This window comes from Mycobacterium sp. 3-98, assembly GCF_035918355.1.
In the GTDB taxonomy this organism is placed as follows: domain Bacteria; phylum Actinomycetota; class Actinomycetes; order Mycobacteriales; family Mycobacteriaceae; genus Mycobacterium; species Mycobacterium intracellulare.
Genome location: NZ_CP142360.1, coordinates 2,539,876 through 2,566,500 on the forward strand (window position 1 = coordinate 2,539,876; position 26,625 = coordinate 2,566,500).

The following is a 26,625-nucleotide window of genomic DNA, read 5'->3' on the forward strand; positions in this document are numbered from 1 at the left end:
ACCGTGGCCGATCGTGACATGCGATCTTCGTTCATTGATACCCGGTCGGCGTATCTTGACCTGCTGCGACGCAACCTCACCCGGTACGGCAGTGACGAGTTGGTTCCGGTCGGCTGGCAACGCTTCGGACGTGCGCTTTTCAATACCCGCAACTATCTGCTCGTGCGCAAGCGTCCGTTCAACGAGAAGGCGCGCAAGTTGGGCCTAGATTGGCCGGCGGATGCCCTGACGATGATCGGTATGCAGCGGCTGACTAGTTTGCAGCACTGCGTCGAGACGGTTTTGGAGCAGGACATTCCCGGCGATCTTGTCGAGTGCGGTGTGTGGCGCGGTGGCGCGTCCATTCTGATGCGCGCCGTGTTGTCGGCCTACGGGGACGAGAAGCGGTCCGTGTGGTTGTGTGATTCGTTCGAAGGGGTGCCACCCCCGGACATCGCGCATTACGAAGCGGACAAAGGCATCAACCTGCATCGCGCCGCAGGCGTGCTCGCGGTGCCTCAAGAGCAGGTCAGGTCGAATTTCGAGCGCTATGGATTGCTCGACGACCGGGTTCGTTTCATTCCGGGCTGGTTCAAAGACACCCTGCAGGGTGCACCGATCGATCGCATTTCCGTGTTGCGCCTCGACGGTGACCTCTATGAATCGACGATCCAGGCGCTCGATGCCCTCTACCCGCGACTGTCGTCCGGAGGGTTCTGCATCATCGACGACTACCACGCCATCGACGCGTGCCGGCAGGCTGTGGGCGACTATCGCACGGCGCACGACGTCACCGCAGAGATCGAGGAAATCGACGGCACCGGCGTGCTGTGGCGCAAGCCGTGACAGCTGCCGACCGCAATTCGTAGCCGGTGTACTCGCGCAAACCGGCGCTGTGGAGATCGTCGATATTTAGAGTGATCGGTGCATCCCTGTGATGGCGCAACCGAAGGGCTTGGAATCGCGATGAAATGTGTGCTGGCCAGCTATGGAACGCGTGGCGACATCGAGCCCTCCGTGGTCGTCGCCCGTGAACTGCAGCGCAGGGGACACGACATGGTCATGGCGGTCCCGCCCGACTCGGTGAGCTTCACGGAGGCGGCTGGGCTGACCGCGGTCCCTTACGGACTGGACTCGCAGACATGGCTTGATGTCTACCGCAACTTCTGGACCTCGTTCTTCCGCGGATTTTGGAAGGTGCAGGAGATGCGCGGCATGTGGCGCCAGATGTGGGATCTCAGCGACCAGTGTTGGGCGCAGATGAATACCGCGCTGATGTCGCTGGCCGACGGGGCTGACCTGCTGTTCGCCGGCCAGAGCTATCAGGAGCCCGCCGCCAATGTCGCGGAGTATTACGACCTTCCGCTGGCGACACTGCATCACGTCCCGATGCGTCCCAACGGCCAGGTGGTTTCGATCCTGCCGCCGCCGTTGGCCCGCTCGGCGATGACGGCGTTCGACTGGTATTGCTGGCGCCTGAACAAAAAGGTCGAGGACGCCCAGCGCCGCCAACTGGGGCTGCCGAAGGCGACAGCGCCGTCACCGCGGCGGATCGCCGAGCGCGGATCGCTGGAAATCCAGGCCTATGACGAGGCCTGTTTTCCCGGGCTGGCGGACGAATGGGCGAAATGGGACGGTCTGCGGCCCTTTGTCGGCACGCTGACGATGGAGCTGACCACCGAGGCCGACGACGACGTGATGTCCTGGATTCACGCCGGGACACCGCCGATCTGCTTCGGCTTCGGCAGCATGCCGGTCGAGTCTCCGGCCGACACGGTCGAGATGATCACTTCCGCCTGCACGCAGCTGGGCGAGCGGGCATTGATCTGCGCCGGCAGGAGCGACTTCGGTGGCGTCCGGATCGCCGATCACGTCAAGGTGGTGGGACCGGTAAATTACGCGACGATATTTCCCGTCTGCCGTGCCGTCGTTCACCATGGCGGATCGGGAACGACTGCCGCCAGCCTGCGTGCCGGCGTTCCCACGCTGATCCTCTCGATGGACGCGAATCAGACCATCTGGGGCGCGCAGCTCAAACGTCTGAAAGTGGGTACTACCCGGCGGTTTTCGGCTGCCGATCGCGAATCACTGGTGAAGGATTTAAGCCAAATCCTCGCCCCGGATTACGCGCGGCGCGCTCGCGCGATCGCCGCCCGGATGACCAAACCTGCCGACAGCGTTGTGAAGGCCGCCGATGTTGTGGAGAACTTCGTGAACTCGCGAACTCATGCGTGATCGTCAAAGAGCTTTACAGCAGCTGTGCTGGGCTGACTTACCGATTTCCCAGGACACGACATCGATCGTCTGGCACACTGACACAAGATCGGGCGACGACGCCGGGTTCAGCCAAACCGCCCAAAGGTCGTCAAAGTTCTACGGTCGGGGGGAAGGCCGATGAGGTTGGCTTTGCCGCACTCAAGTACGCCGCTATCGTGTGGCGACCCCTTTGCGGCGCGGGTAGGCAAAACCGTTGCGAAGCAAGCGCAACCAGCGACTCTGATTCAATCCCGGGGCGGATGGCGAGCCGCAGATTACGGGGTGGAAACGCCGTCATCAATCTTGCCCCCGCGGTCGGGGATTGATTAAGGTAACGGGCGCGATGAAATTTGCTGTGGCAAGCTATGGAACGCGTGGCGATATAGAGCCATGCCTCACCATCGGTCGTGAACTGATGCGGAGGGGCCATTCGGTGCGTATGGCCGTGCCGCCCAATCTCGTCGAACTTGCCGAAGCGGCCGGACTCCCGGCGATCGCCTACGGGCCAGATATGCACGACTTTTGGAGCGACGAGTTCATACGGAACTTTTTCAAGAATTTCGTCCGGGGTCCGGTTACCTTGATCCGGGAAGCCTGGGAGCCTGTGCTGAGGAACTGGCAGGAAATGAGCTCCGCGTTGATGTCGGTAGGGGCCGGTGCGGATTTGCTATTCACCGGACAGCTTTACCAGGACTTGGCAATTAACGTCGCGGACTATTACGGCATTCCGATGGCCACGCTGCATTACATCCCGATGCGTCCCAATGGCCAGCTGATTCCGAAACTGCCGGCACCGTTGGTCCGTAACGGCATGGCGATGTACGACTGGATGTGCTGGCGGATGAACAAGAAGGCCGAGGACAGGCAGCGACGCGAGCTTGGCCTACCTACCGCCACGGTTGCTTCACCGCGGCGGATCGCCGAACGCGGCTCGTTGGAAATCCAGGCCTACGACGATGTTTGCTTCCCAGGACTAGCCGACGAATGGTCGAAGTGGGGTGGCCAGCGGCCCTTCGTGGGCTCCCTGACGATGGAGTTGACGACCGACGCCGACGACGACGTTTTGTCGTGGATCGCCTCTGGCACTCCGCCGATTTGCTTCGGTTTCGGGAGCATGCCGGTCGCCGAATCGCCGGCCGATACGGTCGAAATAATTGGTGCGGCATGTGCCGAGCTGGGTGAGCGCGCGTTGATCTGCTCCGGCTGGAGTGACTTCAGCGACGTTCCTCACCCGGAGCACGTCAAGGTCGTCGGCGTGGTCAACTACACCAAGATCTTTCCCGCCTGCCGTGCGGTCGTGCACCACGGTGGATCGGGCACCACGGCCGCCTGCCTGCGCGCGGGCGTCCCCATGCTGATCCTGTGGACGGCCGGGGACCAGCCACTCTGGGGGTCACACATCAAGCAACTCAAGGTGGGTACCGCTCGGCGTTTTTCGGCTACTACGCCTGAATCGTTGGTTGCGGACCTGCGGAAAATCCTTGCGCCGGAATACCTCACCCGCGCCCGTGAGCTCGCGACCCGGATGAGCAAGCCCGCCGAGAGCGCGGGTCGCGCAGTTGACCTGCTGGAGAATTTCGCGCGTTCGGGGCGGTGCACAGGCGGCGTTCGAGCTGGGCGAAGCCACTAAGTTGACCGGCCGGTGACCATCCGTGAAAACGACCGAAGCAGCGTCGCCCGGCGCGGAGTTAACCAGCCGAACGACGCTCGTGGATACAGTGCAAACGCGTTAATTAGGCTGATCGACGACTAGGCTCGATCGCGGGAAATACAGGCAAGCGGAGTTAGGGGCAGTCTTGGCCGTCACCGATCACGACACGCGGTTTGCATACCTCGACCTGCTTCGGCGCGATCTGACCAGGTACGGCAGCGACGAGTTAGTACCTGTGGGGTTGTACCGCCTGGGGCGTCCCCTGTTCAGTACCCGCAACCTGATGCTCGTGCGCAAGCGGCCATTCAATAAAAAGGCGCGCGACCTGGGCCTGGACTGGCCGGCGGATGCCTTGACGATGATTGGTATGCAGCGGCTGACCAGTTTGCAGCACTGTGTGGAGAAGGTTCTTGAAGACGATGTCCCCGGCGACCTGGTCGAGTGCGGCGTCTGGCGCGGCGGTGCCTCCATCTTGATGCGTGCCGTGCTGGCGGCCCACGGAGACGAGAAGCGAACCGTGTGGTTGTGCGATTCGTTCGCCGGAGTGCCGCCCCCCGACACCGTCAATTACAAGGCGGATAAAGGAATCCGGCTGCATCGCCACGCGCGCATCCTGGGTGTGCCGCAAGAGCACGTCAAGGCCAACTTCGAGCGCTACGGTTTGTTGGACGACCAGGTACGTTTTCTTCCGGGTTGGTTTAAAGACACGCTGCAGGACGCCCCGATCGATCGCATTGCCGTGTTGCGGCTTGACGGAGATCTTTACGAGTCGACAATTCAGGCGCTCGATGCGCTCTACCCGCGGTTGTCGCCAGGAGGCTTTTGCATCGTCGACGACTACCACGCGATCAAGGCGTGCGCGCAGGCGGTGACCGACTATCGCGACAAGCATGGCGTGACCGACGAGATCGTCGAGATCGACGGCACCGGCGTGCTGTGGCGCAAGTCCTAAAGAGATCGCTGAAACTCTAGGTGCACGAAACGATTTGCCCTCCGGTGCAGGATGGGCGGAACACGACCATGATGAACCGATTCCGTTTGCACCGGACGCGGTACGTGCCGATGCTATGGTTGCCGCCGTGGCACCAGGGCTGACAACCGGCACCCGCCTGCGGATGTGGTGGGTGCGCACCGAATACTGGCTCGCGCGCACATTGTTGCCCGACGTCTACGCCAATGACGCGTTGATCACGTTCAACAACTTTCACGCGTTTCTCGATGATCCCGAATTCCAGCGCGCTTACCAGCGTGGTGCCCGCTCCCTCGGCAACGAGGATTGGTACCAGTGGCAATGGCGCGTGCACGTGGGGCTGTGGGCGGCGGCCAGTGCCAGCAAGCTCGAGGGTGATTTCGTCGAGTGCGGCGTCAGTTACGGGTTCTTGAGCAGCGCCATCATGGAGTACCTCGACTGGGATCGGCTGGGCAAGACGTTCTATTTGCTTGACACCTTCGCCGGTCTCGACCCGCGGTTCGTCACCGAGAACGAACGGCGGGCGGGCGCGCTGGAGACCAGCAAAGGGCATCTGCGCAACGGCATGTACGTGAACGGCGTTGACAGCGTCCGCGCCAATTTCGCGCAATGGAAAAACCAGCGCATCATCGTCGGCGCGGTTCCCGAGACGCTGGAGCAGGTCGATGCGCCGTCGGTGGCGTACCTGCACATCGACATGAACTGTGCTCCCCCCGAAGTCGCTGCGCTCCGGTACTTTTGGCCGCGGCTCACCCCGGGTGCCTTCGTGCTGCTGGATGACTACGCCAACCGGGGACGCGACGAGCAGCGCGCCGCCATGGACGAGGTTGCCGGCGAGCTGGGTGTGAAAATCTGCACATTGCCCACGGGCCAGGGCCTGCTCATCAAGCCGGCGCGCTAGGCGAACCAGGCCTTCTCCCAAGGGTTTTAGCGCGCTGAACCTCGAGTTGCCGAGCGGTCGGGTTTCACGTTCTTTCACACGGGTAGGCCTCTGCTATGGCATTAGCATTGATCACCGGCGCGTCCAGTGGAATTGGTCTCGAGCTAGCGGAGCTCTTTGCCCAGCGGGGATATGACCTGGTGGTGGCGGCCGAAAACGACGGCATCTACCCAGCGTCCACCACGTTATCCCGGTGGGGCGTCGATGTCCGGCCGGTACGGGTTGACCTACGTACCCCGGAAGGCGTCGAAAAGCTCTATCAGCAGGCCACAGAGGGTGATCGTCCGATCGACGCGGCCGCGCTGAACGCCGGCATCGGCGGCGGGGGAAGTTTCGTCGAGGGCGACCTGGCGCACGATATGTCCATCATCGACCTCAATGTGCGCTCGACCGTGCACCTGGCCAAGCTCGTGCTGCGCAACATGACCCGGAGCGGCGCGGGGAGGGTGCTGCTCACGTCGTCGCTGGCGTCGATGGCGCCAGGACCTTTCGAGGCCGTTTATCACGCATCCAAGTCGTTCGTTCAGTCCTTCGCCGGGGCCTTGCAGGACGAATTGCGTGATACCGGAATCACTATCACCTCCCTGCTGCCCGGCACCATCGAGACCAATTTCTTCAACCGCGCGGGTATGGACGAGACACGTGCGGGGCAAAAACCGAAGGATGACCCGGCCGAGGTTGCCAGGCAGGGCTTCGAGGCGATGATGCGCGGCGACCGCAAGGTCGTCGGCGGCTCGCTGACCACCAAGACCGTCGGTGTGGCCTTGCGGCTTCTGCCGGATTCACTCAAGGCGGTCGCCAGCCGAGTGAATTCCACCCCCGCTGGCCGCCGTTAAGCTTCAGCTAGCCAAGGCTTTTGCGGCGTACGGCGTCTTCCAAGAGATCGGCGGTGGTCTCGACGCTCTCGACGGGCTTGGTCATGCGGGTGGAGAGTTCGCGGGCTCTGGTCGCGTAGTCCGGGGCGAGGATGGTTCGCAAATCCGTTACCAGGGTTTCTTGCGTCGTGGTAGAAAAGCTCCGGGCGGCACCGACTTTCAGGCGCTTGATCTGCGCCGCCCAGTACGGTTGGTCGGCCGAACTCCACAGGGCCAGCGTTGGGATTCCGGCACGCAAGCTTGCGGCGGTGGTGCCCGAACCGCCGTGATGAACGACTGCGCGGCAGGCGGGAAAGATGGTCGCGTAGTTGACTGGCCCGACGACCTTGACATGGTCGTCATGCGCCACGTCGCTGAAGTCCGTTCCCCCGAAGCAAATGAGCGCCCGCTCGCCGAGCTGTGCGCACGCCGTGCTGACCATTTCGACGGTGGCGGTGGGGGATTCGACCGGTATGCTCCCGGACCCGAAGCAAACAGGCGGTGTCCCCGAGGCGATCCACGACGCGACATCGTCGTCGGCGTCGGTCGTCAACTCCATGGTCAGCGCGCCCACGAACGGACGACGGGTGCCCCATTTCGCCCATTCCGCCGCCAGGCCGGGGAAGCATACCGCGTCGTAGGCCTGGATTTCCAACGAACCGCGTTCGGCGATACGTCGCTGCGAACGCTGTGTTGCCTTGGGCAGTCCGAGTTCTCGGCGTTGCGCGTTGTCAATCTTCTTCGTCGCCCGCCAAAACAGCCACTCGATTGCCGTCATCGTCGAGTGGACCAACGGGGCCGGGACGCTCGGCACCAGCTGGCCGTTGGCTCGCATAGGGAAGTGGTGCAAGGAGGCCAACGGAATATCGTAGTACTCAGCGACATTGGCGGCGGCCTGCTCGAAATTCAGGCCGGTGGAAAGCAGGTCGGCCCCGTCCGCCAACGACTTCAAGGCCGCGCTCACATCCTCCCAGTACTTGATGATCGGGTCCCAGACTTTGAGCACGAGCCTGATGGGATTGCGGAAGAAGTCCGTCCACATGTTCCGCAGGAATTCCTCATCCAGAAACTCCTGCACCTTGGGGCCGTAGGGGACCGCCGCAAGACCCGTCGACTCGACGAAGCCAACCAGTTCCGGGGGCACCGCCACTCGGACGTCGTGCCCTCGGCGCACCAACTCGCGGCCCACCGCGGCGGAGGGCTCGATGTCGCCGCGAGTTCCGTAACTCGCCAGGGCAAATCTCATTACTGCTCCCAGCCTTGCAGTCGTCGTGCACCGGCGGACTCAAGGCTATCGAAGACCCGAAGGCTCACCCTGGGGTCACGATGGTGGAAGCTACACCGGTTTGGTCCGCGGCTTTAGGCAAATTCACGAGCCTCCGGAAGTTCACGACTGGCCCGGCGCCTTGCCGAATACACTTCATGGTGAGCCGTCGCGCGCTTCTGAATGCGCCTCTTAACCCTTCTGAAGAGCGTCTTGAGCACTTGGGTCTGATTCCACACATACAGTAAGCCAGTGGAATGGTAGGTAACCCGCAGTTTGGCTTCAAGGGTGTCCAGATCAAAATTCGCCAGGACGCTCACGGGGTGGGTGAGGGGCAGGCTGAGCTCCTGGGCAGCCAATTCCGAGTAAACCCGGTCCCACTTCGTGTGGGTGTGCGTCGCGTCCGCGTCGAAGCCGACATTGTGTACTAGGTTGCGGGCGGGAGCTGCGCAAACGCCGGAGTTGGCCCATATGCTGTACACCCACCGCCAGGCCCAGGTATCGACCTTGTTGCGGTACACCATTTCAAAGATGGCTTCCCAATAGTAGCGCTCGCTCATCTTCGAAAAGTATTGGTCGAAAAGGTTTCTATCTCTGATATCGGGCCATTGCGTCATGTTCATGTCGTAGTGAGCCCAGGCTCTTCTCCAGGTGGCCCAGCCCCAATAGTGCGGATATCGTGAAAAATAGTAGCTGTCCGCTATTTCGGCGTGTCCGAACAGATGGTTGTTGCCAGAAACCATCATGACTCGCTCGTCGTGCTCGTAGCGATCGAGGAGGTCGGCGCAGTAGGGGAAGAAGGAGGGGGCTGGCACGCAGTCGTCCTCGAGGATTATCGCCCTATCGACGATTTCGAATGCCCACGTTATGCCCGTGGAAATGCGGTCGCGGATCCCCATGTTGGCATCGGCGAAATTTTTGTGGACTTCGCAGTCCCAGTCGACTCCGTCGATGATCGCGCGTGTTGCTTCGCACTTCTCGGCTTCGTCGGGCTTGCTCGCGCGCGGGCCGTCGGCGATCACGAGCAGCTGCGGGGGTTTCGCGGCCCGGATCGTCTCGAAGGCGCGCCTGGCGGTATCTGGGCGGTTGAAGATCATGAAGATCACGGGGGGTGTCGTTGTCACGGTCCCATCCTTACGGCGATCTCGGGAGGGTCAGCTGCGCCGTGGCGCCTCAACGTGCACCCCCGAATGCTTGGACACATCGTGTTCGCGCTCAGGCCGGAACGCGTTTCTCGATCACTTGATGCAGTCGGATTTCGCTTTTTCTTTCGTGGGCTGCGGTCAAGGGCATCGTAATGATAGTGGCGGGCCAGCTTTGAGGGGTTGAATCGGCCCGGTCCCGCGCCGAATCGTGCCGTCGAAGCCTCCCTGCGCGACGAGGGCGTGGCCTCGAGACGCGGTACGGGAGGCGCCATTTGCGTATCCTAGAGCCGGCCCATGCCGTAATACTCGAAGCCCTCGTCTCGCATGCGTTGAGGGTCGTAGATGTTTCGCCCGTCGAACAGGACAGAACCGCGCATCGCCGACTTGACGCGCGGCCACGACGGCCGCTGGAACTGCTTCCACTCCGTCAGGAGCAGCAGCGCATCGGCGTCCTGCACCGCCTCGTACATGTTGCCGGCGTACTCGATCGAATCCCCGAGCACCTTTTTGGCCTGCTCGGTTGCTTCGGGATCAAACGCCCGCACTGTCGCACCGGACTCGACGAGCTTTTTCGCGATGACCAGGGAAGGGGCCGCGCGCACATCGTCGGTCCGTGGCTTGAAGCTGAGGCCCCAGAGCCCTATGCGCACGCCTTGCAGGTTCTTCTCGGGCGAGTCCGCGGCTCCGAAACGGGTGACGATCTTGGATACAAGGGCCGTCTTTTGCTCGCTATTGACGCTTTGGACCGCGCGCAGAAGGTCCATGCTCGAGCCCACCTTGTCGGCGGTATGTAGCAGTGCCTGAACGTCTTTGGGTAAGCAAGAGCCTCCGTAGCCGATCCCTGGGAACAGAAATTCATAGCCGATGCGCTTGTCCGCTCCGATGGCCTCCCGCACTGCTGAGATATCGGCGCCGGCCTTCTCACACAAGTTTGAGATCTCGTTGATGAAAGAGATCTTGGTTGCGAGGAAGCAGTTGGCCGCATATTTCGCCATCTCGGCGCTCTTGATGTCGATGGCGATGACCGGATGGAAGTTCCGAAGGAACGGCTCGTAGAGTTCTCGCATGACGGCGAGGGCGTGCTTCGAGTCGCTGCCGATCACGACCCGGTCGGGCTGTGTGAAGTCGGCCAATGCCTTGCCCTGCTTGAGGAACTCGGGGTTGGACACAACGTCGAATTCGTGGTGAGTCTTAGACCGGATGATCTCTCGGACCCGGTCGGCCGTGCCGACGGGCACGGTGGACTTGTTGACGACGATCTTGTAGCGGTCCATATGGGAGCCGATGTCCTCAGCGGCCGAGTAGACGTAAGTGAGATCGGCCCCACCGCTTTCCCCCATGGGTGTCGGGACGGCGATGAAGATGACGTCCGCGTGCTCAACTCCGCGCCGGCTGTCGGTCGTGAAGTCGATGAGCCCGGCCTCCCGGTTCCGCGCGATCAACTCTGCCAGGCCGGGCTCATAGATGGGGACCTCACCTGCAAGGAGTCCGTCTATCTTCGCGCGGTCGATATCAACGCATACGACCTCGTTGCCGCTATCCGCAAGGCAGGCGCCCGTGACCAGGCCCACGTAACCGGATCCGATTACCGAAATCTTCAAGATGATCCCTTCATCGATCAGTCGATCGCCGCCCATATTGCCGCAAGCACGCGAGGTCCACGCCCGATTCCGCATGTCGCGTAGCTCAGGTTCCTTTGCATGGCGTTTGGCCTCAGTTCGCCTCAGCCCAGCTCGCTCGACGGCCGATCGCACGTTGCGGCATGGGCTATGAATACTCGGCCGACCCTCAAATGCAGTCTGCAACGTTGAAATAGGTCGTTATTGCGCCGTCATGAAAAAACGGGTGTAGGGCGGAAACGCCTGTACGACGACTTGGCCGCGCACGTCCGTGAACGCAGCGCGCGCCAATGCCTCATAGCTCGCTGGCGAGCGCACATGCCGACCACGATCAAGGCTAATGATCAATCGCGCGATCGGGTTCTGTCGCTCAGTAAAGACTGGGTCGAGGGTGACGACACGCCCACCCGGCTTGAGAACCTGTCGCAGCAGCCCGAAGAGCTCGTTTGCCTGAGCGTCATCCATGTGGTGCAGCACAGCCGACACGATAGCGATGTCCACAGGTGCGAGAGTGTTCGCTTCTACCGGCCCGAAAAGTCCGACATGAAAGTCCCCGCCGTCGCCATACGTGTTCCGCGCCTGTTCCACATACGCGCCGTTCGGCTCCCAACCGATGTAGTGCACGTCTGGCAGGTACGCGCGCAACTGCGCCGGTCCGCAGCCAATATCAAGGACGCGATCTCCTGGCTGGGCGCACACGAAGCGCTGTGCAAAGTCGCGCCGCAACGCATCTGCGCCCATGAGGCGCTGGATCGATTCGTACACCCTGGGATTCCGCAGGCCCGAATATAGGCCGCCTTTGCGTTCTGATGCCAAAGCTCTATCCTTAGCGAGATCGAAAACCAGTTAGTGTCAACTGAAATGGTGCCATGCGCTCCCGTTGTGCTGTGTATCAAAATCGCATTGGCTCGATCGTACGTGTTCGCAAAGGCGCCCGGAGGCAGTCGGGCGTTGGTGCTGGACACTGCGGATAACCCGCGACTCCAAGGGCGCGCTCCGTCCTAGGTAGTGGGACCACCAACTGCCGCAGGAGCCAAGCACAAGTGCGAAGCGACTACCACCGGCGACCTGGGATCCGCCGGCGAACCTCTTATGGCGGTCTGCAGACAAGTCTTGTCGATACGCGATTTAAGCTACTGCGCCCGCCCTCACGGGTAAGCGCCACCTCTGGCGTCAAATGTTATACGCCATGCATGCATTGGACCTTGCGTGTTCGATAGAAGTCGAGCACGGCCGCGGCCACCTCGTCGACCTCTTGGTCGGTGAGATCAAAATACATTGGCAGCCTGAGCAGTCGCGCGCTGAACTCATCCGTCCTCGGCAACTCCGACTGGTGCACTCCGAGTGATTGGGCAAACGGCGCGGAATGCAGTGGGACATAGTGGAATACGGCGAGAATGCCAGCTGCACGTAAGTGCGCGATCAGTGCTGTGCGTTCTTCGATATCGGCGGTCAGCACATAGAACATGTGGTAGTTGGTGGAACAGTGCGGTGGCACCGCGGGTACTCGAATGAGGCCCTGCTCCACGAGCGGAGCCAGGGTAGCGGCGTAGCGCTCAAATATCTCGCCGCGTCGCCGGGTAATCTTTTCCATGTTTTCGATCTGCCCTACCAAGAATGCCGCGAGCATATCGGACGGGAGGAAAGACGAGCCCACATCCACCCACGTGTATTTATCCGCTTGGCCGCGAATGAATTGGCTACGATTCGTGCCTTTCTCGCGCAAAATCTCGGCTCGATGCTCCATTGCTGGATCATTAATTACGAGGGCACCGCCCTCCCCGCACGAAATATTCTTGGTTTCGTGAAAACTGTAGCAGCCTAAATGGCCGATTGTGCCCAACCACCGATTCTTGTACTGGGCATACACACCCTGCGCTGCATCCTCCACCACTAACAAACCATGACGCTCGGCGATGTCCATAATCGAATCCATCTCGCAGGCGACGCCGGCATAGTGGATCGGGAATATGGCGCGCGTTCGTGGAGTTATCGCTTGCTCGATTAGCCGCTCATCAATGTTCAGCGTGTCAGGTCTGATATCCACGAAGGCTGGTTTGGCACCGCGGAGAACAAACGAGTTGGCCGTGGAGACAAACGTGTACGACGGCACGATTACCTCGTCGCCGGGGCGCAGGTCGCACAGGAGCGCGGCCAGCTCGAGTGCGGCAGTGCAGGATGTCGTCAACAACACCCGCCTCGCGCTAAAGCTCTCTTCCAGCATATCCTGGGCGCGCTTGGTGAAGGGCCCGTCGCCGCTGGCGTGCCCGCCTGCGACCGCCTGGCCCACATAGCGTAGTTCGTGTCCAACCACGGACGGTTTGTTGAACGGGATGCGGATGTTCATTAAAAGATCCTCATCGCGACCTATCCTCGCCAAATCTCGTCAGCGTCTGCCATCGGTACCTTCGCATGCCACGGTCTCACTTACCAGATAGGACGGTCGATCCATCATGCGGAAATGCATGCGGGCGAGATATTCGCCAATGATTCCCAGCGCGAAAAGTTGCGCACCGGAAAAAATTGCGATGATAGACGCGAGAAATGTGAAACCTGGCACCGCGCTGCCATTGATAATGAAGTTGATACCGACATACGCGAGGATGGATAAGCCGAAAAATAGTAGGATGAACCCCATGATGCTGGATATTTGCAGCGGTAGCGTACTGAATCCTGTCATCAAATCAATCGCGTGGCGAATGAGGCGGGAAACCGAGTAGCCACTTACGCCAACCGAACGCGGCGCATGCCGCACCTTGATCACAGCGAACCGAGATGTTGCCCACGTGAGCAGTACATCGATGGAGACGGTGGGGCTGCGGTAGTCACGAAAGCCCTCCCGTAATCGAGTTCGAAAAGCTCGGAAGGCACTGACGTTGCGCGCCGTATCGGCTCCCATGGCGCTTGCCAAGGCTAGCTTGGTAAGGCGTGAGGCGGCGTGCCGCAGGAACCCATGTTGTTCGCTTTGCGGTGCGCCATACACAACGTCGACGTCTGGCCCAAGCGCGGCGACAAGTGGCGCAATTTCGCTCACCGGATGTTGCAGGTCGTCGTCCATCGTGACTATTACGTCGTACCGGGCGGCACGGATGCCGCAGAGCAGTGCGTTGTGCTGACCATAGTTGCGGCTCATGCGGATGCCACGTACCCGCTGGTCCGCCGCCGCCAATTCGCAGATCACAGACCATGACTCGTCACCGCCACAATCCTCGACGAAGATGATCTCGAACGTCGGGGAGACCTGCGGCATCGCGGCGATCAACTGACCGTGCAACTCGCGCAGTGTCGGAGCTGCGCGATATACGGGTATGACAATACTTACGGTCAGCACGGCGCCTCCTTATCGGATCTGCAGTCTCACATTGCATCCTGCGGTACTTGCCCGAATCGGACGACGCTAGCCGACCGAGCGAGCAGGGCAGCGTTGACGCCGGCAAAGTCCCGGGCGAGAACGGTAATTGGCGGACACTGTCCCTCTTCTGTGCGGGCTGCAATACCGTAGCTATGTATCATCGACGAGTGGCCCATCGGCGTTGTCTCACGAACCATGGACCGGCTACATCGTAGGTCTGGCAGCATGAGGAGACCGGAGAACCGACACGACACGGACGTTTGTGAGCGGTTGGCATGGGACTCAGAATTTTTCGGGATTGGAATCGGCCGGCTGCGGACGACTAAGCTGTCCCCGGCGATCATAGAAGCCACGGATCGGTGGTGTGCGGCAAATGCAATTGATTGCCTCTATTTCTTAGCCGAGGCTTCCGACGCGCCGAGCATTCGTTGCGCCGAGGGGGCTGGCTTTGCGTTGGTTGACATTCGCTTGACCTTAACCCGACGCATTCCTTCACTCGAGGAGGCGGCGGGTGTGCCGCAAGGTTCGACGATCCGCTCGGTCCAACCCACCGACCTTGACCTCCTGAGAGCCATTGCCCGCGACAGCTATCGGGATTCGCGGTTCTATTTTGACGGGCACTTCCCGGTGGAAACGTGTGATCGCCTGTACGAAACATGGCTCGATAAGAGCTGCAGAGACAGCGCCGGTGTGGTGCTCGTAGCCGAATGGCAGGGACGCCCCGCCGGCTACGTGACATGCGAGAAAGTTGATGTGACTACCGGGCAAATCGGTTTGCTCGGGGTGGACTCGTCCGCCCAAGGCGTAGGTCTGGGACGCGCCCTGGTCGGTGCGGCTATTAGCTGGTTTCGGAGCCAAGCGTTTGACCGAGCACAAGTAGTCACTCAGGGGCGGAATGTCCGAGCGCAAGCGGTATATCAGCAATGCGGCTTTCTTAGCCAGTCGGTGCAATTGTGGTACCACCGGTGGTTCAACGGGCTTTGATAGCCAGATCATTCACTGTGTGACAGTCCCGCAAACAGGTAACGTTTCGCAAACTCCGAATGTGCCGGTGTGTCGCGGACGGTACCGCCGCACGTAATCTGCGATTAGGTGCAATCGGGATTCTCTCAACAGATAAACCCTAATTGCGCCGAAACCGCTGAGCGCGTGGAGGTTTGCAATCGGCAAGTGAACTGCGCGTTGTCGTGGATACGTGCGCCGGGGTCCACGCTCATGGCGCTTGACCGCTGAGCTCGAGGCCGCGATTGATGTGTCTGTTGCACTTCATCTGGTTTCCTTCTCGTGAACGGCCGCAACCGATTCATCTACCAGAGCTTCCAGGTGAACCTGATCCGGCCCAGCTGTCTACATCCGGCATTGCAGGCTCTTGGTCATGGCCAAGTACGGAAGCGGGCCGGCGCGCGTACGAGACGATGATTATCGCGCACGCGACCAGCCAGAGAAATGGCGTGATAAACACCGTGGTACCCACGACTCCACGGGTCACGGTCTGACCGGGAATAGCGATGTTCATGATCGGCCCGGGCAGTGCGATCTGCGCGATCGCGAGCGCCGTCGCCAAGCTCACCCAGATGCCAGCCTTGCGGCGCCTGCCGCCCAAGGCCTCCGGGTTGTCGAATATTCCAGCACCGGGCGGCCCGTTCGGGTCTCGGACTATGAGTGCGGCGACTGGCAAAACAAATACCAGGTAGTAAAACAGAGCCAGGGGAGGAAAGAGCGTTGCCGTGGCGAGTAAGACGATGCCCGACATCACAGGGGCGATGCGCCGCCCCAAGCCCAACATGCAGGCAACGATGACGGCCAAAATGCCATATCCGATCAGGGCACGCGGCCCCGCGAGGAAACTGTCCGGGAGTTGGCCCGTTTGGAGAAGCTTGAAATAATCCGGAGCCAGCAGGATGGCTCTGCCGAAGGACACGTTGCGGAGATCGGTGAGATACAAACCACTGGTGCCGAAGAGGTTGTGAATCGACTGTGTGATTGTTGCCGGAAAGTGCCGCGGCCACAGTAGATATGCAGCGAAGTTGGCGATCGCAATTCCCGCAACACCGAAGCCGCCCATCCGCCACTGCCGAGCCGTGAACAGTGCGATAACCAGCACTGCGAATTGTGGTTTCACCAGGGAAGCCAAGATAATCATGACCGTGACGCATCCCCAGCGCTGCCGCCGTAGCGCCACCAGGAACGTCAATGCGATCGGTACGACGAATCCGACCGAGTTACCCCGATCAATCGTGGCCCAAGCCGGTATTGCCGCCGCGCCCAAAGCGACGAATACCACTACCCGCTCTAGGCCTTGCGTCCCTCGTGCCGCCCAGATGGCCGGAGAAAAAACCGCAATCGACAGAGCGAGCTCATAACCGAACAGCCCGAGCAACGGAACGCCGAGCCATTTCGCCGGAATCCCAAATAACAGTTGCGGCAATATTCCGGCCGCGGGGTAGCCCAATCGGAGGGTTGGATGCGGTTCCAACATCGGATATGGCTGCCAGGGGTTGTCGCGTGTCGCTGCGCCAACAACCATTGCATAGTCGCTGAAGCAGTGGCGACCGATATTCGTACCCCAACGGCCAAAGCAATCTTCGGGGGGGTGCAAGAGAGAGGTAGACACATCGACCGCGAAGAACTGGGCGAGCACGTAACCCATCGCCGCTGACAGTGCCGTCAAGAGTAGGACACTGCCGAGAAGAATGGTGCGCTCGGATTGGCCGGTGACCTCTTCGAGTCGCGTTCGGATCGCGAACGCCCGACGTTGCGGCACCGCAGGGGATCGATTCATCTGCGTTCTCCTCGGTCTGCTCGAAAGGGTCGTGGAGCGCGAGCGCATGATTGCCCGGATCGGAGTCGCGCGCGTGCCGCGGGAACCCGAAAGTAGGCGCACACGACCTGGCGCGAGGGTGTGCGCCAGGTCTGCGGATTGAGTTTCGCGCAAAGGTCTGTGGAATACAAGGAATTCAGCCGGGCTGACGTCGTTCGTCGGTGTACCTCGCTGCAACCACATTTCAGTACGGACGGATTAGCAAAGCCCTTGGTCAGTGCGTGCTTGCCCACGACATCTACTATGAAGCGATGGTGACGCCCCGCCGTTGCAGCCACACAACGAGGAGTGAGACGGCCGCATGATGGGAATCGAGTGAAGCGCGCGCTCATAACCGGAATCACGGGACAGGACGGCTCGTATCTCGCCGAGCTGCTGCTGAGCAAGGGGTACGAAGTCCACGGGCTCATCCGTCGAGCGTCAACCTTCAACACCTCTCGGATCGATCATCTCTACATCGACCCACATGAATCGGGCGCCCAACTGTTCCTGCACTACGGCGACCTCACCGACGGCACTCGATTGGTTACCTTGCTTAGCACCATCGATCCCGACGAGGTGTACAACCTTGCTGCGCAGTCGCATGTGCGTGTCAGCTTTGACGAACCGGTGCACACCGGCGATACCACGGGCATGGGATCGATCCGACTGCTCGAAGCCGTTCGCCTGTCTCGAATCGACTGCCGCTTTTACCAGGCATCCTCGTCGGAGATGTTCGGTGCGTCGCCGCCACCGCAAAATGAGCAGACGCCGTTCTATCCGCGTTCGCCATACGGTGCGGCCAAGGTCTTTTCGTACTGGGCGACACGTAACTACCGGGAGGCGTACGGCCTGTTCGCGGTGAACGGCATTTTGTTCAATCACGAATCACCTAGGCGGGGCGAGACATTCGTGACGCGAAAGATCACGCGAGCAGTGGCACGTATCAAAGCCGGTGTCCAGTTAGACGTCTATCTCGGTAATCTCGATGCCGTTCGTGACTGGGGGTATGCGCCTGAATACGTCGAGGGGATGTGGCGGATGCTGCAGGCCCCCGACCCGCAGGATTTCGTTCTGGCGACGGGGCGCGGTTACACCGTGCGCGAGTTCGCCCAGACCGCTTTCGATCACGCCGGCCTCGACTGGCAGAAGTATGTGAAATTCGACGACCGTTATCTGCGGCCCACCGAAGTGGATGCACTTATCGGCGATGCCACCAAGGCCGAGCAATCGCTTGGGTGGAAGGCTTCCGTACACAGCGGCGATTTGGCGCGGATCATGGTGGATGCGGACATCGCCGCGTTGGAATGCGATGGCAGGCCATGGATCGACAAGCCGGCCCTCGCCGGTTGGGAATGACCAGAATATGACCGTGTCAGTCGGCGTCCTTGACCGCGGATCACCCATATACATCGCAGGGCACCGCGGCCTGGTCGGATCTGCGTTGGTGCGCCAGTTTGAGGCCGAAGGGTTCACGAATCTTCTTATGCGGTCGCACAGTGAACTCGACTTGATGGACCGGGAGGCAACATTTGACTTCGTTCTCGAGTCGAAGCCGCAGATCGTGATTGATGCCGCCGCCAAGGTGGGCGGCATCATGGCGAATAACACCTATCCCGCGGATTTCTTGTCCGAAAACCTGCAAATCCAGGTCAACCTACTGGATGCGGCGTTGGCCGCAAGGGTGCCACGGTTGCTGTTCCTCGGATCCTCGTGTATCTACCCGAAGTTCGCTCCGCAGCCCATCCCGGAGAGCGCGTTGCTCACCGGCCCACTAGAGGCGACAAACGACGCGTACGCGATTGCAAAGATCGCGGGAATCCTTCATGTACAGGCGGTTCGGCGCCAATACGGCTTGGCGTGGATTTCGGCGATGCCCACCAATCTGTACGGACCCGGCGATAACTTCTCCCCATCGGGTTCACACCTGCTGCCTGCCCTCATCCGCAGATATGAGGAAGCGAAGGCGAGCGGAGCCCGGAGCGTGACGAACTGGGGCACCGGAACCCCACAGCGAGAGTTGTTGCATGTCGATGACTTAGCCAACGCGTGCCTGTACCTTCTCGAACATTTTGACGGCCCGGATCACGTCAACGTGGGTACCGGTGTCGATCACAGCATCAGTGAGATCGCCGAGATGGTTGTCACCGCGGTTGGCTATGCGGGCGAAACGCACTGGGACCAAACGAAACCGGACGGAACGCCGCGCAAGCTGCTGGACGTCGCGGTGTTACGAGGCCTGGGTTGGCAGCCCAAAATCTCCCTGCGCGACGGTATTGAGGCAACGGTGGCGTGGTATCGCGCGAACACAGCCGCGGCGCGGCAATAGAGCAGAGCGCGTACGAGACGCATATCTGGACGTCAGTTCCCCCCGAAGCGGCAATCTCCTCGGCCATTCGCATGTTAGTGTTATGTGATGCAATTGCTGGATCAGGCTCGTTTGATCGCGCGCGCCGCCCCTTCCGAACTGTTGCGCTACTTCTCCGAGCGCAATTGGAAACGTAAGTTCGTCAAACAACTTGAATCACTTAATGTGAATGTAGTTTTCGACATAGGGTCAAACACGGGGCAATACGCTGCCGGCCTCCGCAAAGCGGGCTACCAGGGCCGCATGGTATCATTCGAGCCCCTCTCGCAGCCTTTTGCGACGCTAGAAAGAAGGGCGTCAAAAGATCCACTTTGGGATTGCCGGCAGTACGCGCTGGGGGACGCCGACGGCACGGTGTCGGTGAATATTGCAGGCAATGCTGCTCAGAGCAGTTCCGTACTGCCGATGCTGAAAAGCCATCAGGACGCCTTCCCACCAGCGAATTACGTTGGCGCCGAAGACGTCGCCGTATATCGGCTTGACTCTGTGGCGCCAGAAATTTTGCGGCCAACCGATGTGACTTTCCTCAAGATCGACGTTCAAGGTTTCGAGAAGCAAGTGCTGGCCGGTAGTGAATCGACGCTCGCCAACAGCTGTGTGGGCATGCAACTCGAACTTTCCTTCCTGCCTTTGTATGAAGGGAGCATGCTTATCCCGGAGGCGCTCGAGTGGGCCTATTCCAAGGGTTTTACGCTAACCGGATTGCTACCGTGTTTTATCGATCCCAGGGACGGCCGGATGCTGCAAGCCGACGGTGTATTTTTGCGTGAGAAGAATTGACTTGACAATGCATTTGTTCTGTCGCCTGAATCGAATCCAGATGAAGTGTCTATGGTTCCGACCGACGGCCAAGTCGAAAGCCGTGGAGTAGCGTCATGAGTGCACCAACGTTTTCGATCATCGTCCCCACGTTCAACTCGGCCGCGACTCTGCAGGCCTGCATCGAAAGCATTACCCGCCAGACGTACACCGACTACGAACTGGTACTCGTAGACGGCGCTTCGACGGATGGAACCATCGACATAGCGAATAGTTTTGGCGCCGGCCTCGGTGAACGCCTGGTCATCCACAGTGGCCCGGACCAGGGCCCCTACGACGCCATGAATCGCGGCGTCGGCATGGCGACCGGGGAATGGGTGCTCTTCCTGGGATCCGATGACACGCTGCTGGAGTCGGCCACCCTGGAGCTTGTGGCCGCCTTCATTCGCAGCCATGAGCCGAGCGACCTGGTCTATGGCGATGTCGTCATGCGATCAACCGGGGCCCGCCACGCCGGCGCGTTCGACCTCGATCGTCTGCTGTTTGAGACGAACCTGTGCCACCAGTCAATCTTCTACCGCCGCAAGCTATTTGACGGCATTGGTCCCTACAACTTGCGCTATCCGGTCTGGGCTGATTGGGATTTCAACATCCGCTGCTTCTCCAACCCGGCGCTCGTGACACGATACATGGACATCGTCATCGCCGAATACAACGACATGACCGGGCTCAGTATGAGGCAGAGCACCGATAGGGAGTTCAGAAAGCGGCTGCCGATGTATTTTTGGGTGGCCGCCTGGGAGACGTGTAGCCGGATGCTGGCGTTCTTCCGGAAAAAAGAGAACCGTCGACTAGCGTTGCGCGCCTTGATGATCAGGTCCAGAGCCGCATCGAAGGCGCGGGCACAGCAGTAGCGCAGGTTCGTTGCGACACCCTCGTTGTCAGGGGCGGAAAGCGTGTGCCCGAGGCGGGTTCAAGCACTGGCTTCGGCGGCCAGCCGATAGCCGCGTACGGCTAACGGAATGAAGACCACGAGCAGCACGACCGCCCAACTGAGCGTTACCGTCAGAGGCCACGCGATTGGCCCGCCGTGGGCTAGTCCCCTCATCGTCTCGATGGGCGGCGATATCGGTTGCATGCGGATCAATGGCCGAACCCAGTCTGGGAAGAGGCCAATGGGAGTGGCGCCGGGATTGACGAACGCCATCGAGAACGTGATAGCCAACAACCACGTCATTGCGGTGCGGCCATTTTTGCGCACCGCCATCGCCATCACCAGAGCCGTGAACCCCGTCACCACGATCGACGGGATCAGAATGAACACCAGTGCCGCAGGCCAGCCCCCTGAAAAGCGGAGCCCCATCGCCAGTCCGATCGCGGTAATCAGCGTCGTGCCGATGAATGCGCGCACGACCTCCGACAGCACCCAACCAGTGATAGCGCTTGCCCGGTGGATCGGCAGCACCCATATCCGGCTGAGCAGATGCGACTCGCGATCCGTGGTGATACCGACTGAGTTGCCCAGGGAGCCGAAGAGGGCGGATATCACCGCACACATGGGCACTATGCCGTAGACGCTCTCGACGCCGGTAACCTCGCGCACCCGCCCGCCCAGCACAATTTGATAGGCGAACAGAAGGAAGACGGGGAGCAGCAGTGACCCCATCAAGACGGCTTGGTCACGACGCCACCGAAGAAGTAGCCGACCGGCCTGCACCCAACTTTGTTTGAGGAGGGATCCATGTGGCAGGAGGCGATGCGTCATTACCCGCGCCTCTGCATCCGCAGTGCTATCGCGCCAAAGACCACCACCATGCCCGCGCACCACGCCAGCGTGGCAGCCAAGGTGCCGCCCAGCACCCTTCCGCTTGCCAACCCGCGTAGGGTTTCGGCGAACTGTGACACCGGCTGGTTCCGGACGTACGGGCGCAGCCAATCTGGGAAAGTCTTCTCGGGGGCGAGCCCGGTGGAAAGCATGAACAGCAGAAGCTGGGGGACAAACAGCAGGTGACTGGCACCCTGGACGCTGTTCGCACTAGATCCGAGCGCGTCGGCGCCGAGCGCCACGGCCAAGCACAGCAGCAGGGCGATGAACAGGAAAGCTATCGCGTACCCCAGCCCGCCGGTCATGCGGAAACCGAATACATAGCCGGCAACCATCGCCACCACCAGGGCGAGCATTCCCCGCATCAGGGTGGCAGTCACGCGCGCAGTCACCGTCGCCGCGGCTGCGATTGGCAAGGTACGCATCCGTTCGCCGAACCCGCACAGGTGGTCACGTGAAGCGCGGTCCGCGGTGAGCAGCCCAACGACGATCATCGACTGGACCACCACGGCGGGCAGCAGATATTGCGAATAGCTGATTTGTCCCGTGTCGATCAAACCGTGTAGAGCCACCCCGAACCCCACCAAATACGCTGCCGGCGAGAGGATCTCGAAGATCATCTCGCCGTCACGTGCCGCGGATTTCAACGAACGTTCGGTGAGTGCGGTCACAGCGCTCATGAACGGGTGACGGTCCGTTCGGTGAGGTGCAGGAAGGCTTCGTCGAGCGACGGCTTGCGCAGCGAGATGTCGGCGAGTTCGAGGCCGAGCGCATCGACCCGGCGAAACACTTCGACCAGCGTGGACACCCCGTCGGGGGCGAACACCGACACAGAGCTCGTGTCGGTGTCGATCTCGATCCCTTCGAGCCCGGTCAACGCCGCTGCGACCCGGGACAGCTCGGCGGGATTGGCCGGGGTCACCTGACAGTAGCTGGTGCCCACGGCGTGCTTGAGCTCCTCCGCGGTGCCGCTGGCAATCACCTGCCCGTGATCGATGACGACGATCGAGTCGCTCAGCACGTCGGCTTCTTCCAGATACTGGGTGGTCAGCAGCACAGTCATGCCTTGCACAGCCAACGAACTCACCAGGGCCCATACGTCACGGCGGCTGCGTGGGTCCAGCCCAGTGGTCGGCTCGTCGAGGAAAAGCACCTTCGGTGGCACCACCAGGGCGCTGGCCAGGTCTACACGTCGGCGCATACCACCGGAATATGTCGCGACCCGGCGGTCAGCGGCGGCGACTAGGTCAAACCGTTCGAGAAGTTCGTCGGCGCACGCCTTCGCCCCACGGCGATTCAGGCCGCGCAGCCTGCCGAACAACACCAGGTTTTCGCGGCCCGTGAGCATGGGATCCAGTCCAGTGAACTGCCCGGCCATCCCGATGCTGGCACGTACCTCGGCTGGCTGACGGACGATGTCGTGCCCGGCCACGCTGGCCCGGCCTGAGCTGGGACGTATCAGTGTGGACAGGATGTTGATTGTGGTGGTCTTGCCGGCGCCGTTGTGGCCGAGGAGCCCGCATACCGTCCCGGCGGGAACCGAGAAGTCCACGCCATTCAGCGCGAGCATGTCGCGCCCAAATGTCTTCGTGAGGCCGACAACCTCGATCGCCAATGGGCTCACGGTAGGAGTATTTCACGGTGCGTACCGACACGTTGGCGGTATAGGTGGACAGCGGTATGGGGTATGGCACAGGCCTTTCCTCGGTCGTCGTCCAAATCTGATTGCGGTGGGGGAGTTCGGGATGGTCTTGCCGAAATCATTGGCATCCAACCTTTCTCACCACATTCTTCGCGGCGGGCGTTGAGCGCCCCGTTGCCCGGGCAATGAAACGCGGCAAGCAACTCAGACGGTCGAGCGGGGGATTGGGATCTCGGCTGTGGGGGCGTCCGCGTCATCGTCGTGGTGTAGCAGGGTGCGCACCGACGGACGCGTGCCCACTGAGCGAAGCAACAGGCTGGCCGGCCGCGGCCGAACCAACAGCGGCCACCAGAACCAACGCCCGAGCAGCGCCGCAATGGTGGGTGTCATGAACGAGCGCACGATCAAGGTGTCGAACATCAGACCTAGGCCGATCGTGGTTCCGACCTGGCCAATGATGCGCAAGTCACTGACCACCATCGACGCCATGGTAAATGCGAACACGAGGCCCGCGTTCGTCACGACCTTCCCGGTGCCGCCCATCGCGCGAATGATGCCCGTATTGATTCCACCGGCGATCTCCTCTTTCATGCGGGACACCAGCAGCAGGTTGTAGTCGGACCCCACCGCCAGCAGGACGATGACCGACATGGGCAGCACCATCCAGTACAGCTCGATGCCGAAGATGTACTGCCAGATCAGCACCGACAGCCCGAACGAGGCGCCCAATGAGAGCGTCACCGTGCCCACGATGACGAGGGCGGCCACAAAACTTCGGGTGATGATGAGCATGATGATGAAAATCAGACACAGCGCACCCACGCCGGCAATCAAGAGGTCGTACGTCGAACCATCCCGGAAGTCCTTAAAAGTCGACGCGGTACCGGCGATGTTGATCTTCGCGCTTTCCAGCGGCGTGTTCTTGAGCGCTTCTTCCGCCGCTTGCCTGATTTTGTCGATACGGGCCACGCTCTCCGACGTAGCGGGATCGCCTCGGTGCGAAATGATGAAACGCGCTGCCTTCCCGTCCGGCGACAAGAATTGACTCATCGCTTTCTTGAAGTCCGCATTGTCGAAGATGTCCGGCGGCAGATAGAACGAGTCGTCGTTCTTGGAGGCGTCGAACGCTTCTCCCATGGCGACGGCGTCCTGGTCGCTGCTGTCCATCTGGCCGATGATCCCGGACATGGTGCTGTGATTTGTCAGCATCATGTTTCGCATGTCCTCCGACATCGCGATCATCGGCGGGTATTGCTCGAGCAGCTGAGGCATCAGCTTGTCCATGTTGTCGAGATCCTTGACAAGGTCCACCATTTTGTCGCTTAAGGTATCGACCCCGTCCAGAGTTTCGAATATGCTCCTGAGCGAAAAACATATGGGGATGTCGTAGCAGTGTTTTTCCCAATAGAAATAGCTACGAAGCGGCCTGAAAAAGTCTTCGAAATCTGAGATGTGGTCACGCAATTCATGAATAATAACGACCATTTCCTTGGTCTTCATGATGGAATCGTGAGTAATGTCGGTGAGCTGGCTCTGCAATTGGTAGATGCGCTTCATGATTTCGATCTGCTTGGCCAGCATGTCCGCCTGCACGAGCATGTCGTCCATCCGCGCCTGCATGTATTTGATGTCTTGATGGATCATCGCTTGTTGCATGCTGATCAGGAACGGAATCGACGTGTGCTGGATAGGCGTTCCCTCGGGCCGCGTGATGCCCTGCACACGAGAGATCCCGTGAACTCCGAAGATTCGCTTCGCAAGCCTGTGCAACACCAGGAAATCTGCCGGGTTCCGCATGTCGTGGTCGGCCTCGATCATCACGATTTCGGGCATCATTCGTGATTGATTGAAATGACGATCGGCGGCCGCGTACCCGACGTTGGCGGGAACGCTGTCGGGCATGTAGAGCCGATTGTTGTAGCTCGTCTTGTAGCCGGGCAAAGTGGCCAGGCCGACGATGGCGATCGCTATCGTCGCGCACAGGATGGGTGCGGGCCAGCGGACGATTGCCGTGCCGATCCGGCGCCAGCGGCCGAACCCGATCGTGCGCTTCGGGTCGAATAACCCGACACCACCGCCGACGGTCAGAACCGCCGGAACGAGGGTCAGAGCGATCACCACCGAAATCAGCATGCCCAGGGAGCAAGGCAGGCCCATGGTCTGGAAGATCGGCATGCGGGTAAAGCTCAGGCACAACATCGCCCCCGCGATCGTCAGACCGGAACCCAAGACCACGGGGGAGACGCTGCGATAGGTGGTGAAGAACGCTGTTTCCCGATCCTCGCCGGCCTGACGCGCCTCTTGATAACGGCCGAAAAAGAAAATCGCATAGTCGGTTCCGGCCGCCATTGCCAGAGCCACCAGCAGGTTGACGGCAAACGTAGACAGGGCGATGAAGTTGTGATCAGCAATAAAGGCGATGACGCCTCGGGCGGCGAAGACTTCGATGCCCACCGTGAGCAGCAAAAGGATCACCGTGACGACGGAGCGGTAGACCAAAAGCAGCACGATGAAAATGATCAGCGCGCCGATCATGGTCATTTTCAGGATGGATCGGTCACCGGCGAGCTGCATATCGGAAAAAAGTGCCGCCGGGCCGGTGACATAGGCCTGAATGCCGGGGGGCGGTGGCGTCTTGGCGATAATGTCGCGCACCGCCGCCACAGATTCCTGACCCTGCGTCGTGCCCTGGTTACCCGCCAGGTTTAACTGCACGTAAACGGCCTTGCCGTCGGGACTTTGCGCGCCCGCCGCGGTGAGGCGATCTCCCCACAAATCCTGCACGTGCTCTATGTGCTTGGTGTCGGCTTTGAGTTCACGAACCAACTTGTCGTAGTAGGCGTGTGCCGAATCGCCCAGCTGTTGCTGCCCCTCGAGGACCAGCATCCCGAAGCTGTCCGAATCGGACTCTTTGAAGTCCCGGCCCATGCGCTGCATGGCCTGGACCGCAGGGGCGTCCTGGGGGGCCAGTGGCACCGAGTGCTGTTGACCCACGATCTCGAGCCGCGGCACGCCGAACGTCACCAGCAGGGTCAGCGCCACCCACCCGATGATGATGAAGGCCGCAAAGCGGCGGATAAACCGGGCGACGCGGGAAGGCCGCACGGGTTGGGTCGTCATGCGGCCCCCAGCAGGCGGGCGGCGTTACTACCCCGTGTCACGAACTTCCCCACGGTTGCTGTTTCCATCACTGTGGAAAGC

Annotated in this window: 22 protein-coding genes; 11 read left to right on the forward strand and 11 right to left on the reverse strand. The window is 60.8% G+C overall.

Going from position 1 to position 26,625, the window contains the following annotated elements; all coding sequences use genetic code 11:
* The first annotated feature begins 18 nt into the window (after positions 1–18).
* The 6 genes from QGN30_RS12565 (at position 19) to QGN30_RS12590 (ending at position 6,632) form a co-directional block, all read left to right on the forward strand.
* Complete coding sequence (locus QGN30_RS12565; protein ID WP_038538692.1) at positions 19–825, forward strand: TylF/MycF/NovP-related O-methyltransferase; 807 nt, start codon at positions 19–21, stop codon at positions 823–825.
* 120 nt (positions 826–945) lie between these two features.
* Positions 946–2,214 (forward strand): glycosyltransferase, encoded by a 1,269-nt coding sequence (locus tag QGN30_RS12570; RefSeq protein ID WP_038536640.1) that lies wholly within the window; start codon positions 946–948, stop codon positions 2,212–2,214.
* Between the two features lie 364 nt (positions 2,215–2,578).
* The gene (locus tag QGN30_RS12575) at positions 2,579–3,865 is read left to right on the forward strand and encodes a glycosyltransferase (RefSeq protein ID WP_051472950.1); all 1,287 of its coding nucleotides are present in this window, start codon (positions 2,579–2,581) and stop codon (positions 3,863–3,865) included.
* Between the two features lie 166 nt (positions 3,866–4,031).
* Positions 4,032–4,838, forward strand: coding sequence for a TylF/MycF/NovP-related O-methyltransferase (locus tag QGN30_RS12580; protein ID WP_038536637.1), 807 nt, complete (start codon positions 4,032–4,034; stop codon positions 4,836–4,838).
* A gap of 115 nt (positions 4,839–4,953) precedes the next feature.
* On the forward strand, positions 4,954–5,757 hold the full coding sequence (locus QGN30_RS12585; protein WP_038536635.1) for a TylF/MycF/NovP-related O-methyltransferase: 804 nt from the start codon (positions 4,954–4,956) through the stop codon (positions 5,755–5,757).
* 95 nt (positions 5,758–5,852) lie between these two features.
* The gene (locus QGN30_RS12590) at positions 5,853–6,632 is read left to right on the forward strand and encodes an SDR family NAD(P)-dependent oxidoreductase (protein ID WP_038536633.1); all 780 of its coding nucleotides are present in this window, start codon (positions 5,853–5,855) and stop codon (positions 6,630–6,632) included.
* A 7-nt stretch (positions 6,633–6,639) separates the two neighbouring features.
* Here the strand turns inward: QGN30_RS12590 and QGN30_RS12595 are convergent, their stop codons facing one another.
* The 6 genes from QGN30_RS12595 to QGN30_RS12620 all read right to left on the reverse strand — a co-directional run bounded on the left by QGN30_RS12595 (position 6,640) and on the right by QGN30_RS12620 (position 14,009).
* Entirely contained in the window at positions 6,640–7,896 is a 1,257-nt protein-coding gene (locus tag QGN30_RS12595) for a glycosyltransferase (RefSeq protein WP_038536631.1), read from the reverse strand.
* 113 nt (positions 7,897–8,009) lie between these two features.
* The gene (locus QGN30_RS12600) at positions 8,010–9,038 is read right to left on the reverse strand and encodes a methyltransferase type 11 (protein WP_248923133.1); all 1,029 of its coding nucleotides are present in this window, start codon (positions 9,036–9,038) and stop codon (positions 8,010–8,012) included.
* 302 nt (positions 9,039–9,340) lie between these two features.
* A complete protein-coding gene (locus QGN30_RS12605; protein ID WP_236591260.1) occupies positions 9,341–10,735 on the reverse strand; it encodes a UDP-glucose dehydrogenase family protein in 1,395 nt (464 codons plus the stop codon).
* A gap of 144 nt (positions 10,736–10,879) precedes the next feature.
* Complete coding sequence (locus QGN30_RS12610; RefSeq protein ID WP_134770495.1) at positions 10,880–11,443, reverse strand: class I SAM-dependent methyltransferase; 564 nt, start codon at positions 11,441–11,443, stop codon at positions 10,880–10,882.
* Between the two features lie 415 nt (positions 11,444–11,858).
* Positions 11,859–13,025 (reverse strand): dTDP-4-amino-4,6-dideoxygalactose transaminase, encoded by a 1,167-nt coding sequence (gene rffA, locus QGN30_RS12615; protein ID WP_248923132.1) that lies wholly within the window; start codon positions 13,023–13,025, stop codon positions 11,859–11,861.
* Positions 13,026–13,064: 39 nt separating this feature from the next.
* Positions 13,065–14,009 (reverse strand): glycosyltransferase family 2 protein, encoded by a 945-nt coding sequence (locus QGN30_RS12620; protein WP_042909749.1) that lies wholly within the window; start codon positions 14,007–14,009, stop codon positions 13,065–13,067.
* 246 nt (positions 14,010–14,255) lie between these two features.
* Here QGN30_RS12620 and QGN30_RS12625 point away from each other — a divergent pair, with 246 nt between their 5' ends.
* Positions 14,256–15,014, forward strand: coding sequence for a GNAT family N-acetyltransferase (locus QGN30_RS12625; protein WP_165576421.1), 759 nt, complete (start codon positions 14,256–14,258; stop codon positions 15,012–15,014).
* A gap of 319 nt (positions 15,015–15,333) precedes the next feature.
* Here QGN30_RS12625 and QGN30_RS12630 read toward each other — a convergent pair whose 3' ends face one another.
* On the reverse strand, positions 15,334–16,812 hold the full coding sequence (locus tag QGN30_RS12630; RefSeq protein WP_248923131.1) for a glycosyltransferase family 87 protein: 1,479 nt from the start codon (positions 16,810–16,812) through the stop codon (positions 15,334–15,336).
* A 354-nt stretch (positions 16,813–17,166) separates the two neighbouring features.
* Between QGN30_RS12630 and gmd the strand changes: the two genes are divergently transcribed.
* The 4 genes from gmd (at position 17,167) to QGN30_RS12650 (ending at position 20,871) form a co-directional block, all read left to right on the forward strand.
* The gene (gene gmd / locus QGN30_RS12635) at positions 17,167–18,189 is read left to right on the forward strand and encodes a GDP-mannose 4,6-dehydratase (RefSeq protein WP_038536629.1); all 1,023 of its coding nucleotides are present in this window, start codon (positions 17,167–17,169) and stop codon (positions 18,187–18,189) included.
* Positions 18,143–19,159, forward strand: coding sequence for a GDP-L-fucose synthase family protein (locus QGN30_RS12640; RefSeq protein ID WP_376713502.1), 1,017 nt, complete (start codon positions 18,143–18,145; stop codon positions 19,157–19,159). Before gmd ends, QGN30_RS12640 begins: the two co-directional genes overlap by 47 nt.
* A gap of 87 nt (positions 19,160–19,246) precedes the next feature.
* Positions 19,247–19,978 carry an FkbM family methyltransferase gene (locus QGN30_RS12645; protein ID WP_038538687.1) on the forward strand — a complete coding sequence of 244 codons (732 nt, stop codon included), beginning with the start codon at positions 19,247–19,249 and terminating at the stop codon, positions 19,976–19,978.
* A 95-nt stretch (positions 19,979–20,073) separates the two neighbouring features.
* Complete coding sequence (locus QGN30_RS12650) at positions 20,074–20,871, forward strand: glycosyltransferase family 2 protein (protein WP_038536627.1); 798 nt, start codon at positions 20,074–20,076, stop codon at positions 20,869–20,871.
* Positions 20,872–20,930: 59 nt separating this feature from the next.
* Here the strand turns inward: QGN30_RS12650 and QGN30_RS12655 are convergent, their stop codons facing one another.
* From QGN30_RS12655 to QGN30_RS12670, 4 genes are all read right to left on the reverse strand, one after another.
* A complete protein-coding gene (locus tag QGN30_RS12655; RefSeq protein ID WP_080749730.1) occupies positions 20,931–21,722 on the reverse strand; it encodes an ABC transporter permease in 792 nt (263 codons plus the stop codon).
* Positions 21,722–22,462 carry an ABC transporter permease gene (locus QGN30_RS12660; protein WP_038536623.1) on the reverse strand — a complete coding sequence of 247 codons (741 nt, stop codon included), beginning with the start codon at positions 22,460–22,462 and terminating at the stop codon, positions 21,722–21,724. The genes QGN30_RS12655 and QGN30_RS12660 overlap by 1 nt, the downstream gene beginning before the upstream one ends.
* Positions 22,459–23,406, reverse strand: a complete 948-nt coding sequence (locus QGN30_RS12665) for a daunorubicin resistance protein DrrA family ABC transporter ATP-binding protein (protein ID WP_042792053.1) — start codon at positions 23,404–23,406, stop codon at positions 22,459–22,461. The genes QGN30_RS12660 and QGN30_RS12665 overlap by 4 nt, the downstream gene beginning before the upstream one ends.
* Before the next feature lie 222 nt (positions 23,407–23,628).
* Entirely contained in the window at positions 23,629–26,544 is a 2,916-nt protein-coding gene (locus QGN30_RS12670; RefSeq protein WP_038536621.1) for an MMPL/RND family transporter, read from the reverse strand.
* Between the last annotated feature and the right edge of the window lie 81 nt (positions 26,545–26,625).

Coding starts and splice junctions, on each gene's coding strand:
- QGN30_RS12565 (WP_038538692.1), top strand. CDS start 19: ATGCGATCTTCGTTCATTGATACCCGGTCGGCGTATCTTGACCTGCTG.
- QGN30_RS12570 (WP_038536640.1), top strand. CDS start 946: ATGAAATGTGTGCTGGCCAGCTATGGAACGCGTGGCGACATCGAGCCC.
- QGN30_RS12575 (WP_051472950.1), top strand. CDS start 2,579: ATGAAATTTGCTGTGGCAAGCTATGGAACGCGTGGCGATATAGAGCCA.
- QGN30_RS12585 (WP_038536635.1), top strand. CDS start 4,954: ATGGTTGCCGCCGTGGCACCAGGGCTGACAACCGGCACCCGCCTGCGG.
- QGN30_RS12590 (WP_038536633.1), top strand. CDS start 5,853: ATGGCATTAGCATTGATCACCGGCGCGTCCAGTGGAATTGGTCTCGAG.
- QGN30_RS12595 (WP_038536631.1), bottom strand. CDS start 7,896: ATGAGATTTGCCCTGGCGAGTTACGGAACTCGCGGCGACATCGAGCCC.
- QGN30_RS12605 (WP_236591260.1), bottom strand. CDS start 10,735: ATGCGGAATCGGGCGTGGACCTCGCGTGCTTGCGGCAATATGGGCGGC.
- rffA (WP_248923132.1), bottom strand. CDS start 13,025: ATGAACATCCGCATCCCGTTCAACAAACCGTCCGTGGTTGGACACGAA.
- QGN30_RS12625 (WP_165576421.1), top strand. CDS start 14,256: ATGAGGAGACCGGAGAACCGACACGACACGGACGTTTGTGAGCGGTTG.
- QGN30_RS12630 (WP_248923131.1), bottom strand. CDS start 16,812: ATGAATCGATCCCCTGCGGTGCCGCAACGTCGGGCGTTCGCGATCCGA.
- QGN30_RS12640 (WP_376713502.1), top strand. CDS start 18,143: ATGGCAGGCCATGGATCGACAAGCCGGCCCTCGCCGGTTGGGAATGAC.
- QGN30_RS12645 (WP_038538687.1), top strand. CDS start 19,247: ATGCAATTGCTGGATCAGGCTCGTTTGATCGCGCGCGCCGCCCCTTCC.
- QGN30_RS12650 (WP_038536627.1), top strand. CDS start 20,074: ATGAGTGCACCAACGTTTTCGATCATCGTCCCCACGTTCAACTCGGCC.
- QGN30_RS12655 (WP_080749730.1), bottom strand. CDS start 21,722: ATGACGCATCGCCTCCTGCCACATGGATCCCTCCTCAAACAAAGTTGG.
- QGN30_RS12660 (WP_038536623.1), bottom strand. CDS start 22,462: ATGAGCGCTGTGACCGCACTCACCGAACGTTCGTTGAAATCCGCGGCA.
- QGN30_RS12670 (WP_038536621.1), bottom strand. CDS start 26,544: ATGACGACCCAACCCGTGCGGCCTTCCCGCGTCGCCCGGTTTATCCGC.